Here is a 17378-nt window from a genome sequence, read left to right on the forward strand (position 1 = left end):
CTCCTTGATTTAAGTTCCAGACGCCCAAGCCTAGACCACCACAAACTAACCCGGTTCCAGACCGACCAATGACCCTGTCGCCGCGCAAACGGTAGAATCGCCCACCCTTGCCAGCGCCCCGGAGCGAAGATGGACATCAAGCAGCTGAAATTCCTCATCGCCCTCGACGAAACCCGCCATTTCGGCCAGGCCGCCGCCCGGTGCCACATCACCCAGCCGACTCTATCAATGCGCCTGCGCAGCCTCGAAGAAGAACTCGATCTGCCGCTGGTCAATCGCGGCCAGCGCTTCGAAGGTTTCACCGCGCCAGGCGAGCGAGTGCTGGCCTGGGCCCGTACGGTGCTGGCGGCTTATGACGGCTTGCAGGCGGAAGCGGCGGCCTGTCGCGGCAACCTGATCGGTACCTTGCGCCTGGGAGTGGTGCCGCTGTCGAGTTTTGATCCGCTGCCGTTGATGCAACGCCTGCACGCTGCACACCCGGAACTGCGCTTCGAATTGTCGGCACTGAGTTCGGAACAGATCCTCGAACAACTGGCGGACAACCGGATCGACATCGGCGTGTCCTACCTGGATCGTCTCGACAACGAGCGTTTCGAATCCCTGGCGTTCGACGAAACCCGCATGGGCCTGCTCTACGATCAGCGTTCCTTCAGCTTCGGCGAGGCGCCATTGAGCTGGCAGGCGCTGATCGAACTGCCGCTGGGCATGCTCACCAGCGGTATGCACTTTCGCCAGTCCATCGACCACAACTTCCACAGCCGGGGCCTGACACCGCAGCCGTTGTTGCAGACCGACGCCGTGCATCAATTGTTACAAGCTGTGCACGGCGGATTCTGCTGCGCGATCATGCCGCTGGACGGCGGCCTCGAAAGCCTCACCGATCACCTGCGCCTGCAACCGATCGAAAACGCCCAGACCCTCGCCCGGCTGGGCCTGATCATGCGCCGCGGCGCCCCGCGTTCGGCACTGGCCGAGGCCTGTTTCGCGCTGTATCAGAAATCGCCAGCGGCCGCTTGATCGACGGCATCTATCGATAGATCGACACTAGCGATTAGACGCGACAAGTTGCCGCGCCTAGTCTTAACGTTGATCAATCCGTCGGTGATGCCATGAACGCCAAGCGCCCGGCCTGCGCGGCGCCTGCACTCGAAACGCCCGCGCCCGCCGCCAGTCAGACCTACAGCTACAGCGACCTGCCCCTGGCGGAGTCGGCCAGCACCGCGCTGGCCGAGGAAGTCGCACTGGCGATTGCCTACAACGGCATCAGCCAGGCCGTGATGCTGGTGACGCCAACCGACCTCGAAGACTTCATCGTCGGCTTCAGCCTGGGCAGCGGCATCATCGAAGACGCCTCGGACATCTATGACCTGCAACTGACCGGTTCAGGCTCGGCGCAATACGCCCAGGTGACCATCGCCAACCGCGCCTTCTGGAATCTCAAGCAGCAGCGTCGGCAACTGGCCGGCACCAGCGGTTGCGGTTTGTGCGGCGTGGAGGCGGTGGAACAGGCGTTACCCGATCTCAAGGTCTTGCCCGGCGCCCCTTTGCCGCCGATTGAATGGCTCGACGGTTTGCGCCAGCGCATCGGTGCGTTCCAGCCGCTGGGCCAGCATTGCGGCGCGGTGCACGCGGCGGTGTTCATGAACGCCAGCGGTGAATTGCTGCTGGGCCGCGAAGACATCGGCCGACACAACGCCCTCGACAAACTGATCGGTGGCCTGATCCGGCAAAAGATCTCCACCACCGGCGGCCTGGCGATTGTCACCAGCCGTTGCAGCCTCGAATTGATCCAGAAAGTCCTGCGCGCCGGGATCCAGACCCTCGTCAGTCTGTCCGCGCCCACCGGCCTCGCCGTGCAATGGGCCCGCCGCCACAACCTCAATCTCATCCACCTGCCGCAGAAGAACGCGCCGCGGGTGTATAGCCCAGAAATGGAGAAACACTCGTGAGCCAACACCATCAAGCCGACCAGAAACCCGTCCCGCGCTACAAGCCCTACAAGGGCGCAGCCGGCGGCTGGGGCGCACTGATCAGCGTGGCCCAGGCCTGGTTGACCAGCGACAACGCGCTGAAGAACCTGCGCATGATGCTCAAGACCAACCAGAACGGCGGCTTCGACTGCCCGGGTTGCGCCTGGGGTGACTCGCCGGAAAGCGGCATGGTCAAGTTCTGCGAGAACGGCGCCAAAGCGGTGAACTGGGAAGCGACCAAACGTCGGGTGGACGGCAAGTTCTTCGCCAAACACAGCGTCACCTCGTTGCTGGAGCAGAGCGACTACTGGCTCGAATATCAGGGCCGTCTGACCGAACCGGTGGTGTATGACGCCGAAACCGACCGCTACAAGCCGATCAGTTGGGACGATGCCTACGCGCTGATCGGCAAGCACCTGCAAGCCCTGCCGAGTCCGGACCAGGCCGAGTTCTACACCTCGGGTCGTGCCAGCAACGAAGCCGCCTATTTGTATCAACTGTTCGTGCGCGCCTACGGCACCAACAATTTCCCCGACTGCTCGAACATGTGCCACGAGGCCAGCGGCGTGGCGCTCGCGCAAAGCGTCGGTGTCGGCAAAGGCACCGTGACCTTCGACGATTTCGAACACGCCGATGCGATTTTTGTCTGGGGCCAGAACCCCGGCACCAACCACCCACGCATGCTCGAACCGCTGCGTGAAGCGGTGAAGCGCGGCGCTCAGGTGGTCTGCATCAACCCGCTGAAAGAACGCGGTCTGGAACGCTTCCAGCATCCGCAGCACCCGATCGAAATGCTCACCAACGGCGACAAGCCGACCAACACCGCGTATTTCCGCCCGGCACTGGGCGGTGACATGGCAGTGCTACGCGGCATGGCCAAGTTCCTGCTGCAATGGGAACGCGATGCGCAGAAGGCCGGTGCGCCGGCGGTGTTCGATCACGACTTCCTCAATGAACACAGCGTCAACGTGCTGGAATACCTCGGCGTCGTTGATGACACGCCGTGGGAGCAGATCGTTGCGCAGTCCGGCCTGACGCTGGTTGAAATCGAGCAAGCGGCGCGCATGTACGCCAAAGGCAAGAACGTGATCATGTGCTGGGCGATGGGCATCACCCAACACCGCCATTCGGTGCCGACCATCCAGGAAATCGCCAACCTGATGCTGCTGCGCGGCAACATCGGCAAACCCGGCGCCGGTCTGTGCCCGGTGCGCGGTCACAGTAACGTGCAGGGCGACCGCACCATGGGCATCAACGAGCGTCCGCCGGTGGCGTTTCTCGATTCCCTGGAGCGTCGCTTCCAGTTCAAGGTGCCGCGCCACAACGGGCACAACGTGGTCGAAGCGATCCATGCGATGGCCGAAGGTCGGGCCAAGGTGTTCATCGGTCTGGGCGGCAACTTCGCCCAGGCCACGCCTGACAGCCCGCGCACCTTCCAGGCCCTGCGCAACTGCGACCTGACCGTGCAGATCAGCACCAAGCTCAACCGCAGCCACCTTGCCCACGGCAAGGACGCATTGATCCTGCCGTGCCTGGGTCGTACCGACATCGACATCCAGACCGAAGGCCCGCAGGCCGTCACCGTGGAAGACTCGTTCAGCATGGTGCACGCCTCCAACGGCCAGTTGCAGCCGCTGTCGAACCAGATGCGCTCGGAGCCGTCGATCATCGCCGGCATTGCCGCCGCGACCTTGGGCAGCAAACCGGTGGACTGGAACTGGCTGGTGGCCGACTACCGGCGCATCCGCGAACTGATCGCCGACACCATCCCGGGCTTCAAGGACTTCAACGAGAAGGTCAAGAACCCGGGCGGTTTCTACCTCGGCAACAGTGCCGGCGCGCGCAAGTGGAACACCACGTCGGGCCGGGCCAACTTCAAACCGAACATGCTGCCCAAAGACCTGATCCACGAACGCACTCGCGCCACCGGTCAACTGCCGGATCTGATCTTGCAATCGATGCGCTCTCACGATCAGTACAACACCACGATTTATGGTCTCGACGATCGTTATCGCGGGGTGAAGGGACAGCGTGACGTGCTGTTCGCCAACGAGGCGGACATCATCCGTCTGGGCTTCAAGCCTGGGCAGAAGGCTGACATCGTGTCGCTGTGGGACGATGGCCGTGAGCGTCGCGTGAAAGGCTTCACACTGCTGGCGTTCGATATTCCGGCGGGGCAAGCGGCGGCTTACTACCCTGAGGTGAACCCGCTGGTGCCGCTCGAAAGCACCGGGGACGGCAGCCATACGCCGACGTCGAAGTTCATCGCGATCCGGTTGGAAGCGGCGAGCGAGACAGGACTGATAATGGCCAGGTCGGCCTGACACCAAACTTTTCAGCGCCCACAAAAAAGGCCGCTTTTGTATAAAAGCGGCCTGTCCGAAGCAGTTAAAGACCGGTGAAAATCGGTTAAGTTCCACCCAAAAATCAGTAACTTGCATAATTGTATACAAGTCGTGTTATTCGTCGGATTTCGATTGTCAGCCTTGTTACACAGCCTCAGGATCGCGCCGTCATCCCTTTGAGGCTCCTCTATGAAGTTCTCCCAGATTCTCTTGTTGTCCCTTGGCCTGGTCAGTGGCTTCGCTTCTGCCGGAGGCACCACCGAAGCAGGTGTGGGCGGCGCATTGGGCGGGGTTCTTGGCTCGGTCGTCGGTCAGTCTTTAGGCGGCAGCACAGGTTCAACCATTGGCGCGGCCCTGGGCGGCGCGGGTGGTAGCGCGGTGGGCGCCAACAAACACAGCCGTGGCGAAGCGGCCATTGGCGGTGCGTTGGGCGCAGCCGGCGGTAACGTGGTTGGCCGCAGCATGGGCGGCACCACCGGCAGCCTGATCGGCGCCGCAGCAGGTGGCGGCGCCGGTGGCGCGCTGGGTAACTACATGGGCAACGAGAGTAATCGCGAAGACCGCAATTACGATCGCGGCCGTGACCGTGGTCGCTACTACCGCGACGACCACCGTGGTCGTGGCCACGCCTACGGCCATCGCAAGCATCACCGCTACTACCGCGACTGAGGCTTGACCTCGTTGCCGGTACAGCCAGATCGCAGCTCCCCCGAGCTGCGATTTTTTTTGCCTGTCAAACCGCCAGCCGTTCCAGCGCTCCGCGTAACCCCGCAGGGATCGCCACCGGCTGATTCGATGCACGATCAACGAACACATGCACGAAACGCCCCGCCGCACAGGCTTCATGCTCGCCAGCCTTGAACACGGCCAGCTCGTATTGCACTGAACTGTTGCCCAGTTTGCCGACCCGCAAACCAACTTCGATCAAGTCCGGGAACGCAATCGAGGCGAAGTAATCGCAAGACGAACTCACCACAAACCCCACCACCTCCCCATCGTGGATATCCAGGCCGCCGACCTGAATCAGGTAGGTGTTCACGGCCGTATCGAAAAAGCTGTAGTAGGTGACGTTGTTGACGTGGCCGTAGGCATCGTTGTCATGCCAGCGCGTGGTGATCGGCTGGAAATGTGGGTAATCGGCGCGTTGCGGCATCGGGTTGGACATCAGTGTCGATTCCTTGAGTGATCGGCCCAGTCTAAAGGTAAAAACCTTTGCCTCGTGCCGCCAGCTCGCCAATCAGTTGCGCCGGCCGCCATTGATCACCCTGCCGCGTTTCCAGCGCCAGCAGCCGCTTGTGAATGTCTGCCAGCCCCTGATCGTCCGCCCAGGCCATCGGCCCGCCTCTCTCAGCCGGGAAGCCATAGCCGTTCAGGTAAACCTGATCGATGTCATGCGCCGACTCGGCAATCCCTTCCTGCAGAATCTTCGCGCCCTCGTTGACCAACGCCAGAAGACAGCGCTCAAGGATCTCCTCAGATCCGATCTCACGGCGATGAAACCCCAGACCTTCGCTGACACTCAACACCAGTGCATCCACCTCGGGATCATGTTCGGCCTGACGACTGCCCGGTTCGTAGTGGTAGTAACCATTGCCAGACTTCTGCCCGAACCGACCCAACTCGCACAAGCGGTTATCCACCTGAACCTCTGGCGCATCCTGGCCCTTGCCGGCCAGCTCACGAGCACGCCACTCAAGATCGATGCCGACCACGTCGTACATGCGAAACGGCCCCATGGCAAAACCGAAGCCCTGCAATATTGCGTCGATCTGCTGCGGCCAGGCCCCCTCAAGCAGCATCTTGCGCGCCTCGAGCACGTAAGGATGGAGCATGCGATTGCCGATGAATCCGTGGCAGTTGCCCGACACCACACTGACCTTGCCCATACGCTTGCCCAGCTCGAGTGCAGCCTCAAGCACGGCTGGCGAGGTCTGTGCACCACGGACTATTTCCAGCAGTTTCATGATATGCGCCGGGCTGAAGAAATGCAGACCCAGCACTTGCGTCGGTCGTCGTGTCGCGGCGGCAATCGCATCGATGTCCAGTGCCGAGGTGTTGCTCGCCAGCAGGGCTTCGGGTTTCAGCAAGCCATCGAGCTCACGGAAGATCTTCTGCTTGAGTTCGAGATTCTCGTACACCGCTTCGATCACCAGGTCGACATTGCGGATCGCCACATAATCCGCCGCCGCACTGATCCGGGCGATTCGCGCATCGGCCTCGGCCTGATCGATCCGACCCTGACGCACGTTGTGCGCATAGGTATCGGCCACCGTCTTCAGCGCCTGCTCAAGCATCTGTGGATTGTTATCGACCCATTGCACTGACACGCCGGCGTTGGCCAGGCACATGACAATGCCACGGCCCATGGTGCCGGCGCCGATCACGGCGGCCTGCCGAATTTCGAAGGATGTCTGGCTCATTGTTGTTCTCTTGTTGGAGATCCAAAGACAGCCTTCACCATAGTCAGCCAACGGGTATTTTTGAAGTTTATTGCTGTGATGATCGACATTCAGCAAATGGATTCGTTGCTTCAGAGATGCGCCTGAGCCCAAGCCCGCACGTCCGCGTAGGGATACTCCTCCAGCGCCGCATACCCGGAAATGGTCCGTGCCTTGAGCTTGGTGAACAGCGGCACACTGATCCCGCACAGAAAGCGCGTCAGCCGCTCCGTTGAAGGCGCACTGCCTGTCTGCTGCTCATGCCTGTGGATAAAATCGCCGCACAACGCCGGGAAACTTTTATCCACAAGCGCCGGCAATTCCGGAGGCGTCGGGAGCCGGGCAACCTGCCCGTGACACACCGAGCAATGCCCGCACTGCTCGGGGGCGTTGTGATCACCGAAGTACTCCGCCAGTCGATAGCCCAGGCACCGCTCGGTGGCGAACAATTCGAGCATGGCGTGAATCCGCGCCACTTCGGTCTGTTCGTGGCGAGAGAAATAATCATGTAGCTCGCCACTCAAGACCTGGCTGTCGAAGGCGCTGTGCAGCACGTTGTAGACTTCGGTCATCTGCTTGCTTTCCAGCTCGACCCAGCCTTTCTCCTGGAAGTAATCCAGCGCCTTCACCACACGATTGCGCTCAGCCGAATACTGCGTGTACATCGCCTCGAAATTCACCGTGGCCCAGGTCCGCGCGCGATTCGAGGTCTGGATGATCGCCGCAACGAAATCCCTGCGCTCGCCCTCGAAACGCTCTAGCAGCGCCTCGGGTTCCAGCAGGTATTTGAAACGGTATTCGGCGTAGTACGCGTAGCGCGGGGCAATCAGCCCTCGCAGCTCCAGTTGCACCAGCAACGTCTTCAATGGCAGCGCACGAATGTTGCTCTGATCCGCCAGCGGCCCGAGCAAAAACTCCCACTGACCTTCAGGCGCAGCGGCCTGCAACTCGTCCAGCACATGGCGAATGCCATCGCGCTCCGGCGTGTCGCCGTAGACAAAGTTTTCCAGCACATTGAGGCTGTCGCGGTTGGCCAGCACCAGACAGTCGGACGGTTGCCCGTCACGCCCGGCGCGGCCGATTTCCTGGCTGTAGTTTTCGATGGATTTGGGCAGGTCGAAATGCACCACGTTGCGGATGTCACTCTTGTCGATGCCCATGCCGAACGCGATGGTGGCGACGATGCAATTGGACTGCCCACCCATGAAGCGTTTCTGAATCGCTTCCCGTTGCTCGTGGGGCAGCCCGGCGTGGTAAGCCTCGGCCTGAATGCCATTGCGCCCCAGATGCTCGGCGATGTGCTCGGCGGTTTTCTGCAGGGTGACGTAGACGATGCTCGGTTGACCCGCCCGCTCGGCCATCCACTGCACCAGCCGTCGACGCTTGTCCTCACCGCGCACCGGCTCCACCAGCAGATTGAGATTGGGCCGATAGAAACCCGTGGTCACAACGTCTTCGGCAGCGATGGCGAATTTCGCCTGCATGTCGGCGATGACTTTCGGCGTTGCCGTGGCGGTCAGCAGCAAGGTTTGCGGGATGTTGAACTGACGCTGGTAGTCCGGCAGCTTGAGGTAATCAGGCCGGAAGTTGTGGCCCCATTCGGAGATGCAGTGCGCCTCATCCACCACCAGCAGCGAGATCGGCACCTGCTGCAAAAAATTGCGGAAGCGCTCGTTCTTCAGGCGCTCCACGGAAATCATCAGGATCTTCAGTTCGCCCGATCGGGCACGAGCCATCACATCATTGGCGTCTTCACGACTCTGCGCCGAATCGATGCTGCCTGCCGAAATGCCATGTCGCTGCAGAAACGCCAACTGATCCTGCATCAGCGCGAGCAACGGCGAGACCACCAGCGTCAGGTGCGGCAGCAGGAGAGCCGGCACCTGGTAGCAAAGGGATTTTCCGGAGCCCGTGGGAAAGATCGCCGCCGCCGAGCGCCCGGCCAGCACGGCGCTGATTGCCGCTTCCTGACCGGGTCGAAATTGTGGATAACCGAAAACCTGTTCCAGGGTGTTGTGCATTCGCTGTCACTCCGTTGACCGCTGTGATGCCAACAGCCTAGCGGGCGATCGCAGCGAGTCGAGAAAAGGTCGGGGGGCAAATCGATACGGGATGATACAGCGTCGGCAGCTCCGCCACGGGATCAAACAAATGAAACACTTTGTTCATCGCCGCGTGAATCGACCCGAGGGTAATGTCCGTCACGCCTCGAGCCAGGACGGCCGAGGCGCATGGATTTTTATCAAGGAGTGAACATGTCGAACAACCTGAAACTGCCTGTCGCCCTGGTCTTTGCATCCCTGTTGCTGGGCGCATGCACGCCAGTTCCCGATGGCTTCCCACCGCCCTTGGCGATCGCCGTGACAGCGGATGAAGCCTCGTCGACTTAGCAGCCGCAAGCGCGCTGCTATGGCCGCAATACGGCTACCCGCAATTGCTCATCCAGTACCCGCTCATGCACATCCAGGCTCTTGCTCGCCCACAGTGCATGGGCCGGGCTGATGCCGCCAGTGAATGCCGCCGCCAACTGACGCAAGTCGGCGACGCTGCGCACCCGTGGGCAAAACGCTTGCTCGTCGCAATTCTGGCTGGCGTTGCGGTAGGTGTTGAGCAAGCGATCCCACAGACCGTCGCGCACTTGCCTGATCGACTTGAGCTGCATTTGCTGCACGCCCAGTCGTTGCTTGAGTCCTGTTTCGTCCAGCGCTTCGCTCGCCAACAGAGCCTTGCCGAAGATCAGCACCTCAGCGCGGGAGGCTGTGTCGATGCTGGCCTGAGTGGTGAGTGCATCGGGCCAACCGCTGCGCTCCAGGTTGGCCAGCGCCAGCCCGTTGCCCGTGTCGGAGGCCACCGTCAAACGACAACCACTGGCCCACAGCAAAATGATCGAGGCCATTCGTAGCCACTGCATACCTAATTCCCTTTAAGCGTGTGTCGGACGTCTGGAAACGCCCTACGGATTCTGGCGCGCACCATACAGAGGTTTACCGGGAATCGCCCGACAAACACGTGGGAAATTTCTCTCCTCAGGGTTTGGCTGTTAAAACGCCGTAAAAACGCGTAGGGCAAATGCCCGAACCCCGGAAAAACCCCTACGAATCCTGTCCATTGTGGCTGTCTTGTCCCACTCGATGGCGCCCTTCTATAGTGGCCGGCGCGGCTGAAAACACTGTGTCGGCCCACCGACGCGACTTCGTAAAGGACACGCCTCAATCATGAACATGTTCAAACCGCTGAATACTCGTTTTCGCCCTCTCAAAACCTGCGACGGCGACATCCCGGTCATGGTCATCGACACCGAAGCCAAACCTGGGGATCTGCTCAATGCTGCCGATCAACGCCTCCGTGCCGCCAGCGATCTGCTGGAAACTCTTTACTGCCTGTGTTTCAAACAGGCCGACGTGAAAGACATCCCCAACATCGTCAATGCGCTGTATTTGTTGACGCAGGACGGCTGTGACTTGCTGGAAGTTGCCAGACAACGAATAAATAACTGACGCCACCAGCCAAACTTACAAAGTTCGCAACAACCCATCACTTCCATTACTGCAAAGTTCAGAACTAGCCTGTTTGCTCTTACATCAACCAAGAGCAACAACATGACTACGCTGACTATTTTCTTTTGCGGTACAGGTTCGACAAAGTTTGATAATGCCCATGAAAACTATTGGGATGGCGAGCTGGTTTCAACACTCGCCTCCCATCACGCCGGTCGCGAGTTTGCCGAATGGATCGTGGTCGATGGCCCCGGCACCAGCAACCTGCAGGCCGATGACCTGTTCACCAAATCCAAGGACTATGGCCTCAGCGGAACCCTGTTCGGCAAGGGCTGGGAGGAAAACGTCCAGCACGCGATGAACATCATCAAAGGCCAATGCGACTGGCAGCGCGAGCAACTGACCGAAGCAGAGTACAACCGCCTCAAAGCCGCCGGCATCCCCATTGAAGATGTAAAAGTCGAGGGCTCCTGGCTGTGGCGCAAATACAACTATGGTGATCGCAGCGTCACGCAACAGAAGTTACAAGAGCAAATCATTAAAACGTTCCGCAAGGACGGCGTTATTCCAACAAAGGTTAATCTGGTGGGCTGGAGCCGTGGCGGCATTAGTTGCCACATGCTGGCCAATTCCATGTTCAACGACAGTGCGCTGAAAAATATACCGGTGAATATCTTCGCTATTGATCCCGTGCCCGGTATCGGTAACTTTCAGGAACACCGGGTGAAGCTCAATTACAACGTAAAAGAGTACGTGGGTTTCTATGCACGGGACGAACGCTCCAAGGGTTTCAGCTGCGTCATCCCGCAAACCGCGACCGGCACCAAAACCAGCATCTTCCCCATGCCCGGCCGTCACGCCACCCTGGTCGGCAACGCCTCCGCCGATGGCAACAGTGGACCAAAAGTGCTGGCCGAACCCGGTCTCATCGTCCGCCACTTTGCCGAGGTCTGCCTGAAACGCTGGGGCACCGTGCTCGACAAGAACCTCAACCTCACCGACGCCGACCTGCGAAACCACACCGCCGCCATCGTCAACGCGGCAGCGAAATACAAGGCCATGGAGAAGTGCTCCTACACCTGGTTCACCGAACTGGATCAGGGTGAACGCTACGTGTCACTGGGCAGCAAAGGCGTCCCGTTCTCGACGGTGAAAGGCACGATCTACACACCGGCGAGCGGGCTGACGACGAGTGTGCTGGATGTTGAGGCGTATCGGGCGATTCGTTGAAAACCGTGATTGATCTGTAGGAACGGCCTGCCCAGATTTGCATCCTGTTCCTACAGGCAGCGGCGCCTTGTCTTCTATCGGCGCCGGTGGGCCAAAACCTATAGTTGTGACTGTCGCTGCCAATTCAGCGGCTCGGGCTTGGTCACCCGAATGGATCATGCATTCGCGTCCGCTGTATGCTGCCGGCACTTAATTGCCAGCAGCGTTATGGTGGCTGTGTTTGGGACGCTTTCGAGCGTGCCGGGTATGTGCATGATCCTCACCGGTTGACCAACCCGAACACAGTCGCCTCCAGTCGCTTGGTCACGATGTGGTGGCTTCATTCGAAGCAATTGAGGATCTAAAAAATGAAATCATGGAACGAGCTCCACTCCGATCGCTACCGTCCACTCGACTCCAACCTCACCGACACCAAGCCCTTGGTCATCGACACCGAGGCCAACCCGCAAGACATCCTCGAATGCGCCGTCCAGCGCCTGCGCGCCTCCAGTGACCTGCTGCAAACCCTCTACTGCCTCTGCTTCAAACACGCCGACGTCGAAGATATCCCGCACATCACCCACGCCCTCTACCTGCTGACCAAAGACGGCTATGACCTGCTCCAGGTCGCCCAGCAGCGAATGCTTAACTGGAAAGCGCCGGCCTGAGGCTGAGTGATCGAATCGCTCTCACGCATTACCTGAGAGCGATCTAAAAAACAGCAATCGAACAATGGAGATTCCGGTGAGCAAATTTTTTGATGAGCTGATGGAAAGCGTTAAACAGGCAGACGAAATCTTTCGTCGTGAGCACCGAGCCGACTGCCAATCGAGTTTCGATGGATTTCCCAAAGAACCCCATCAGCCCAATGATAGGCAACGCATATGTAAGCATCGAAAATCCCGACCGATCCGGGAACACGATTGCGCTACACTGGAATCCAGCACAAAGAGGCATATGACATGAGCGAGTTGACGTTCCAGCAAAAGCAGGCTTATTACGACAAGGTCCGCCGGTCCAACTATCTGGCGAGTCTGCGGCTTGAAGGCTTTGACACCACCCGTGCCGACGCTGAAAAACCACTTCCTTCGCGGGAATCGGTTATCGAAAAATATCGTCAAAACGGCCGTTAATGGTGGACAAGTACGGGGTTGGGCAAGACCCTTATTGTTACCCTGGCACCGATGTTTTGCGTAATTTGCTCAACATCCATTGTGAAGAACAACTTCAAAAAGCAGAGCGAGAGCTCTCTGAAATCGCAATCAGCCGATTTCATCTTCTCCCCCCTCCTTATGACCTCAGCCGCTTGCAGCACGTCCATGAAGTTCTTTTTTGCGACGTCTATGATTGGGCTGGACTGCTGCGTACCGTTAACATCCAAAAAGGCGAAACATTTTTTTGCACTGCGGAGAGGATCCTCCCGGAAGCTGACAAAATTTTTCTCTCTATGGAACGCTCCGCATGGTTCGAGGGGCTGGAAAGGTCAGATCTTGTAGTAAAAGTTGCTGAAGCCTACGGCGATCTGAACGTCATTCATCCTTTTCGTGAAGGCAATGGTCGTGCCCAACGCATTCTTTTTGAGCACATAATCATCAATGCTGGTTTTGCAGTAGATTGGTGGTTGATCAAGGATGAGACCTGGATTCCGGCAAACATCGATGCTGTGGCATGCGATTACCGGGGCCTTGAGGCAATTTTTGATCGCTGCATTGGCGAAAAGCTTGCATCTTAAGTAGCAGAATTCTGGCAGTTCACACCGTATCGTGCGGGAATAATGGTACTTACTCGAGAACTGAACGCCCACAAAAAAGCCGCCCACAAGAGGCGGCTTTTTCATTCACCAGAACCCAGTCTTACAACTTAGGCCCGGCAGCCTTGATCGCGTCGCTCACGTCGAACTTCTTGAAGTTCTCGATGAACAGACCGGCCAGTGCCTTGGCAGCTTCGTCGTACGCAGCCTTGTCAGCCCAGGTGTTGCGTGGGTTGAGCAGGTTGGTTTCGACGCCCGGTACGGCCAGTGGCACGTCCAGGTTGATGGTGTCCAGGTGTTCGGTTTCGGCACCGATCAGTGCACCGCTCTGGATCGCTGCGATCACGGCGCGGGTGGTCGGGATGTTGAAGCGTTTGCCGACGCCGTAGCCACCGCCGGTCCAGCCGGTGTTGACCAGGTAGACCTTGGAGCCGAAGCCCTTGATGCGCTTGATCAGCAGTTCAGCGTATTCGCCAGCCGGACGCGGGAAGAACGGTGCGCCGAAGCAGGTGGAGAAGGTCGACTTGATGCCGCTGCCCGAACCCATTTCAGTCGAGCCCACCAGTGCGGTGTAGCCGGACAGGAAGTGGTAAGCCGCTTGCTCGTTGTTCAGGATCGACACTGGCGGCAGTACGCCGGTCAGATCGCAGGTCAGGAAGATTACAGCGTTCGGCTCGCCGCCCAGGTTCTTCTCGGAACGCTTGGCAACGTGCTCCAGCGGGTAGGCCGCGCGGCTGTTCTGGGTCAGGCTGACATCGGCGTAGTCGGCGTGCTTGGCATCGTCGATCACGACGTTTTCCAGCACAGCGCCGTGCTTGATGGCTTTCCAGATGACCGGCTCGTTCTTCTCGGACAAGTCGATGCACTTGGCGTAGCAGCCGCCTTCGATGTTGAAGACAACGCCTTCACCCCAGCCGTGTTCGTCGTCACCGATCAGGTAACGGCTTTCGTCGGCGGACAGGGTGGTCTTGCCAGTGCCGGACAGACCGAAGAACAGGGTCACGTCGCCCTCTTCGCCGATGTTGGCAGCGCAGTGCATTGGCAGCACGTCAGCGGCCGGCAGCAGGAAGTTCTGCACCGAGAACATGGCTTTCTTCATTTCACCGGCGTAACGCATGCCGGCGATCAGCACTTTTTTCTGGGCGAAGTTGAGGATCACGCAACCGTCGGAGTTGGTGCCGTCACGCTCAGGCACGCACTCGAAATTGGCTACGTTCAACACTTGCCACTCGTCACGACCGGCCGGGTTGTACTGAGCCGGGTTGATGAACAGGCAACGACCGAACAGGTTCTGCCAGGCAGTCTGAGTGGTCATCTTCACGGCCAGGTAGTGATCTTCGGCCGCGCCTACATGCACGTGGGAAACGAAATGCTCTTGCGCGTTGTTGAACGCCTCGACACGAGCCCACAGCGCGTCGAACTTGTCGGCCGGGAACTTGCGGTTGATCGGGCCCCAGGCGATTGCGTCCTGGGTGGAAGGCTCTTCAACGATGAAACGGTCGACTGGCGAACGGCCGGTGCGGTGACCGGTGCGAACTACCAGAGCGCCGGTATCGGCAAGCTCGCCTTCACCGCGTTTCAGGGCTTCTTTTACCAGATCATCAACACTCAGATCGGTGTACACGGCGTTATTGGCTTGCGTCATGAGGTTCCCCGTCGGCCAGTGGCCGAGTGTGCTCCAAACGTTTTGTAGTAGAAAGTCGTGCACTACTACCGCGAAAAAAGTGGGCCGGATTATGCCAGAAAAGCCCAAAAAGAGTAGGGCCCTCCCGTCGTAACGGCGTTATTCCGTCGTTGAGCAGTGAATTTACCTGCGCTGAACCGTTTTAGTGCCGGGTATCTGACGGCGTCTCGACACCCGCACCAGCGAACAATTGAGCGATATCCGCCGCGTCGAACAGGTAGCGCTGGTTGCAGAACTGGCAATCGATCTCGACGCTGCCACCCTGCTCGGCCACCAATTGCTGCGCATCTTCCAGACCCAGGCTGACCAGTGCGTTGCCCGAGCGTTCGCGGGAGCAGCTGCAATGGAAGCGCAGTTTCTGCACATCGAACAGACGGACCTGTTCTTCATGGTAGAGGCGATGCAGAACCGTTTCGTTGTCCAGGCTCAACAGTTCATCAGCGGTCAGGGTGTTGCCCAGCGCGGTGATGTGCTGCCAGCTGGCGGCGCGTTCTTCTTCATCTTTCAGGCGATCGGCAGGCAGTTGCTGCAGCAGCAGGCCACGGGCGCGACGGCCATCGGCGCACAGCTTGAAGCGGGTGCCAACCTGCTGGGACATGACGAAGTAGTTGGTGAAGCAGTCGGACAGGGTTTCGCCGTCGAGGTCGACGATGCCCTGGTAGCGCTGGCCCACCGTCGGATCGACAGTCAACGCCAACACGCCGTTGGGCATCAGGTCGGAGAGGGTCGCATCAGCGGCGATCAAGTCGGCTTCATAACGGGCCAGGCCACGAATTTCGCGGTCACTGGAGCACTCGATCATCAGCAGCGGGATCGGGCCTTCGGAGCGCGCCTGAAGAATCAGCAAGCCATCGAATTTCAGGGTGCCTACCAGCAACGACGCAGCAGCCATCAGTTCGCCCAGCAATTGCGCAACCGGCTCCGGATACGGGTGCTTGGCGAGCACTTCGGCGTAGCTGCGTTCCAGCGACACCAGTTCGCCGCGCGTGTCGCTGTCATCGAAGATGAAGCGTTGGGTGTAATCGGTATCGAGGAAATCGGTCATAGGTCTAGGTATCTGATTTTAATGACAAAAAGGTTACAAAGAATGAAAATCCCGCGCTTCTGGCATCCATTTTGATGCCTATGTTCAGCCACGGGAGGCATTTTATGAACAATCCGGGTTTGTTCCAATCAAGGTGGAACCTCGGCCGGCTGGTTCTGTGCAATGCAGTGCCTTTGGCACTACTGGCTTTCTGGTTATGGCCTACGGGTCAGATGCTGTGTGTGATTTTCGACGAGTGGCTGTTCCGCTCACTCAATGCACCGCTGGCCAGCAACCCCATATGGCTCCACATCTGGGCAATTGCAAGTCTGCGCCCGTTCGACGTTGTCGTCGGACTGATCCTGCTGACCCTGCTGATCAAGGGCGACTGGGTGTTCAAGGCGATTGACGTGCGTCGCGCCTTCTTCGGATTTTTCTCGATCCTGCTGCTGATGGTGGTGATCCGCGCGCTGTTTTCCAAATTCGCCGACCACATGGGCTGGCAGCACAATAGCCCATCCATGGTGCTCCAGGGCGCCGTTCATATGAGCGACTACTTCCCGCATCTCGAGAAGACCTTTGAGCTGAAGGACCGTTCGAGCCAGAGCTTCCCCGGTGACCATGCTTCGGTGCTGTTGATCTGGGCGCTGTTCATGGGCGTTTTCAGTCGCTCCGCCGGCCAGTTCCTGACGATCTGGGGTCTGGCGCTGCTGTTCATGCTGCCGCGTCTGGTGGCCGGCGCGCACTGGGGCCAGGACGATTACATCGGTGGCCTGCTGTTGGCGGTGTGGGCGTTGGGCTGGGGTTACTACACACCGTTTGCCTATCACGCAGCGAACTTCTGGCTGAAGATCACAGCGCCGATTTTCAGGCTGGTGGGCAAGTTGCCGGTGGTTTCGCGGATGAGTGTGGTGGCGCTCCGCTAATTCGATGCGCCTGAAAAGATCGCAGCCTCCGGCAGCTCCTCAGGGAGCGCATGCAGGCTGCGATTTTTTATTCGCCGCTACTGTTCCCACGAAATTTAAACAAGTCCCGACGCTGTTTCTTGCTCGGTTTGCCGTCGGTGGTCACGCCCAACGCGCCCGCCTTGCGCATCGCCGCGGCCGCCTCGCGCTTGGCGATACTGGCTTCGGTTTCCGCATACAGCGTCTGCGCTTCCGGCGCGCCACGGCGCACGATCGACAGAGCCTGGACCACGATAGTCTTTTCATCGAAGCCGGTACGAATCTCGAATTCATCGCCGATGCGTGGTTCTTTGCCAGGCTTGCAGCGCTCTCCCCGACAATGCACCTTGCCACTTTCGATGGCGGCTTTGGCCAAGGCGCGGGTTTTAAAAAAACGTGCAGCCCACAGCCATTTGTCGAGACGGACCTTGTCGTCCTCTTCGCTTTTTTGTGCCATGGAATTTCCTCATTCTGAAATATTGATGAACTGTACTACCGTTTCTGTCGTGCCATGAAT

18 protein-coding genes are annotated in these 17378 nt (G+C 59.1%); 11 read left to right on the forward strand and 7 right to left on the reverse strand.

Annotation, left to right across the window (positions count from 1 at the left end):
- Positions 1 to 129 precede the first annotated feature (129 nt).
- From AC1RMX_RS08770 to AC1RMX_RS08785, 4 genes are all read left to right on the forward strand, one after another.
- Positions 130 to 1017: a LysR family transcriptional regulator gene (locus tag AC1RMX_RS08770; RefSeq protein WP_085712727.1), complete on the forward strand. Its 888-nt coding sequence runs from the start codon at positions 130 to 132 to the stop codon at positions 1015 to 1017.
- Between the two features lie 92 nt (positions 1018 to 1109).
- Complete coding sequence (gene fdhD / locus AC1RMX_RS08775) at positions 1110 to 1949, forward strand: formate dehydrogenase accessory sulfurtransferase FdhD (RefSeq protein WP_096821921.1); 840 nt, start codon at positions 1110 to 1112, stop codon at positions 1947 to 1949.
- On the forward strand, positions 1946 to 4294 hold the full coding sequence (locus AC1RMX_RS08780) for an FdhF/YdeP family oxidoreductase (RefSeq protein ID WP_493071475.1): 2349 nt from the start codon (positions 1946 to 1948) through the stop codon (positions 4292 to 4294). The genes fdhD and AC1RMX_RS08780 overlap by 4 nt, the downstream gene beginning before the upstream one ends.
- Positions 4295 to 4504: 210 nt before the next feature.
- Entirely contained in the window at positions 4505 to 4984 is a 480-nt protein-coding gene (locus AC1RMX_RS08785; RefSeq protein ID WP_248738654.1) for a glycine zipper domain-containing protein, read from the forward strand.
- Positions 4985 to 5048: 64 nt separating this feature from the next.
- Here AC1RMX_RS08785 and AC1RMX_RS08790 read toward each other — a convergent pair whose 3' ends face one another.
- From AC1RMX_RS08790 to AC1RMX_RS08800, 3 genes are all read right to left on the reverse strand, one after another.
- On the reverse strand, positions 5049 to 5480 hold the full coding sequence (locus tag AC1RMX_RS08790; protein WP_096821918.1) for an acyl-CoA thioesterase: 432 nt from the start codon (positions 5478 to 5480) through the stop codon (positions 5049 to 5051).
- A 31-nt stretch (positions 5481 to 5511) separates the two neighbouring features.
- The gene (locus AC1RMX_RS08795; protein WP_192559501.1) at positions 5512 to 6735 is read right to left on the reverse strand and encodes a 3-hydroxyacyl-CoA dehydrogenase; all 1224 of its coding nucleotides are present in this window, start codon (positions 6733 to 6735) and stop codon (positions 5512 to 5514) included.
- 110 nt (positions 6736 to 6845) lie between these two features.
- Positions 6846 to 8774, reverse strand: a complete 1929-nt coding sequence (locus AC1RMX_RS08800; RefSeq protein WP_493071477.1) for a RecQ family ATP-dependent DNA helicase — start codon at positions 8772 to 8774, stop codon at positions 6846 to 6848.
- A 234-nt stretch (positions 8775 to 9008) separates the two neighbouring features.
- Between AC1RMX_RS08800 and AC1RMX_RS08805 the strand changes: the two genes are divergently transcribed.
- Positions 9009 to 9143: a hypothetical protein gene (locus AC1RMX_RS08805; RefSeq protein WP_255261955.1), complete on the forward strand. Its 135-nt coding sequence runs from the start codon at positions 9009 to 9011 to the stop codon at positions 9141 to 9143.
- 17 nt (positions 9144 to 9160) lie between these two features.
- Here the strand turns inward: AC1RMX_RS08805 and AC1RMX_RS08810 are convergent, their stop codons facing one another.
- Entirely contained in the window at positions 9161 to 9664 is a 504-nt protein-coding gene (locus AC1RMX_RS08810) for a polysaccharide deacetylase (protein ID WP_096821915.1), read from the reverse strand.
- A gap of 304 nt (positions 9665 to 9968) precedes the next feature.
- On the opposite strand from AC1RMX_RS08810, the gene AC1RMX_RS08815 reads away from it, so the two are divergent.
- The 5 genes from AC1RMX_RS08815 to AC1RMX_RS08835 all read left to right on the forward strand — a co-directional run bounded on the left by AC1RMX_RS08815 (position 9969) and on the right by AC1RMX_RS08835 (position 13191).
- Complete coding sequence (locus tag AC1RMX_RS08815; RefSeq protein ID WP_176504883.1) at positions 9969 to 10250, forward strand: hypothetical protein; 282 nt, start codon at positions 9969 to 9971, stop codon at positions 10248 to 10250.
- A 102-nt stretch (positions 10251 to 10352) separates the two neighbouring features.
- Positions 10353 to 11480, forward strand: a complete 1128-nt coding sequence (locus AC1RMX_RS08820; protein WP_493071480.1) for a hypothetical protein — start codon at positions 10353 to 10355, stop codon at positions 11478 to 11480.
- A 347-nt stretch (positions 11481 to 11827) separates the two neighbouring features.
- On the forward strand, positions 11828 to 12127 hold the full coding sequence (locus tag AC1RMX_RS08825; RefSeq protein ID WP_007952679.1) for a hypothetical protein: 300 nt from the start codon (positions 11828 to 11830) through the stop codon (positions 12125 to 12127).
- A 294-nt stretch (positions 12128 to 12421) separates the two neighbouring features.
- A complete protein-coding gene (locus AC1RMX_RS08830; RefSeq protein ID WP_096821911.1) occupies positions 12422 to 12592 on the forward strand; it encodes a YhfG family protein in 171 nt (56 codons plus the stop codon).
- Positions 12592 to 13191: a Fic/DOC family protein gene (locus tag AC1RMX_RS08835; RefSeq protein WP_493071482.1), complete on the forward strand. Its 600-nt coding sequence runs from the start codon at positions 12592 to 12594 to the stop codon at positions 13189 to 13191. The genes AC1RMX_RS08830 and AC1RMX_RS08835 overlap by 1 nt, the downstream gene beginning before the upstream one ends.
- Before the next feature lie 121 nt (positions 13192 to 13312).
- Here AC1RMX_RS08835 and AC1RMX_RS08840 read toward each other — a convergent pair whose 3' ends face one another.
- Positions 13313 to 14854: a phosphoenolpyruvate carboxykinase gene (locus AC1RMX_RS08840; RefSeq protein ID WP_102620601.1), complete on the reverse strand. Its 1542-nt coding sequence runs from the start codon at positions 14852 to 14854 to the stop codon at positions 13313 to 13315.
- A 181-nt stretch (positions 14855 to 15035) separates the two neighbouring features.
- Positions 15036 to 15938, reverse strand: a complete 903-nt coding sequence (hslO, locus tag AC1RMX_RS08845; protein ID WP_096821908.1) for an Hsp33 family molecular chaperone HslO — start codon at positions 15936 to 15938, stop codon at positions 15036 to 15038.
- Between the two features lie 104 nt (positions 15939 to 16042).
- Here hslO and AC1RMX_RS08850 point away from each other — a divergent pair, with 104 nt between their 5' ends.
- A complete protein-coding gene (locus AC1RMX_RS08850) occupies positions 16043 to 16843 on the forward strand; it encodes a phosphatase PAP2 family protein (protein WP_493071484.1) in 801 nt (266 codons plus the stop codon).
- A gap of 67 nt (positions 16844 to 16910) precedes the next feature.
- Here AC1RMX_RS08850 and AC1RMX_RS08855 read toward each other — a convergent pair whose 3' ends face one another.
- Positions 16911 to 17318, reverse strand: coding sequence for an RNA-binding S4 domain-containing protein (locus AC1RMX_RS08855; protein ID WP_493071486.1), 408 nt, complete (start codon positions 17316 to 17318; stop codon positions 16911 to 16913).
- Positions 17319 to 17378 lie beyond the last annotated feature (60 nt).

The sequence above is a fragment of the Pseudomonas sp. GW822-FHT03F04 genome (assembly GCF_058801405.1).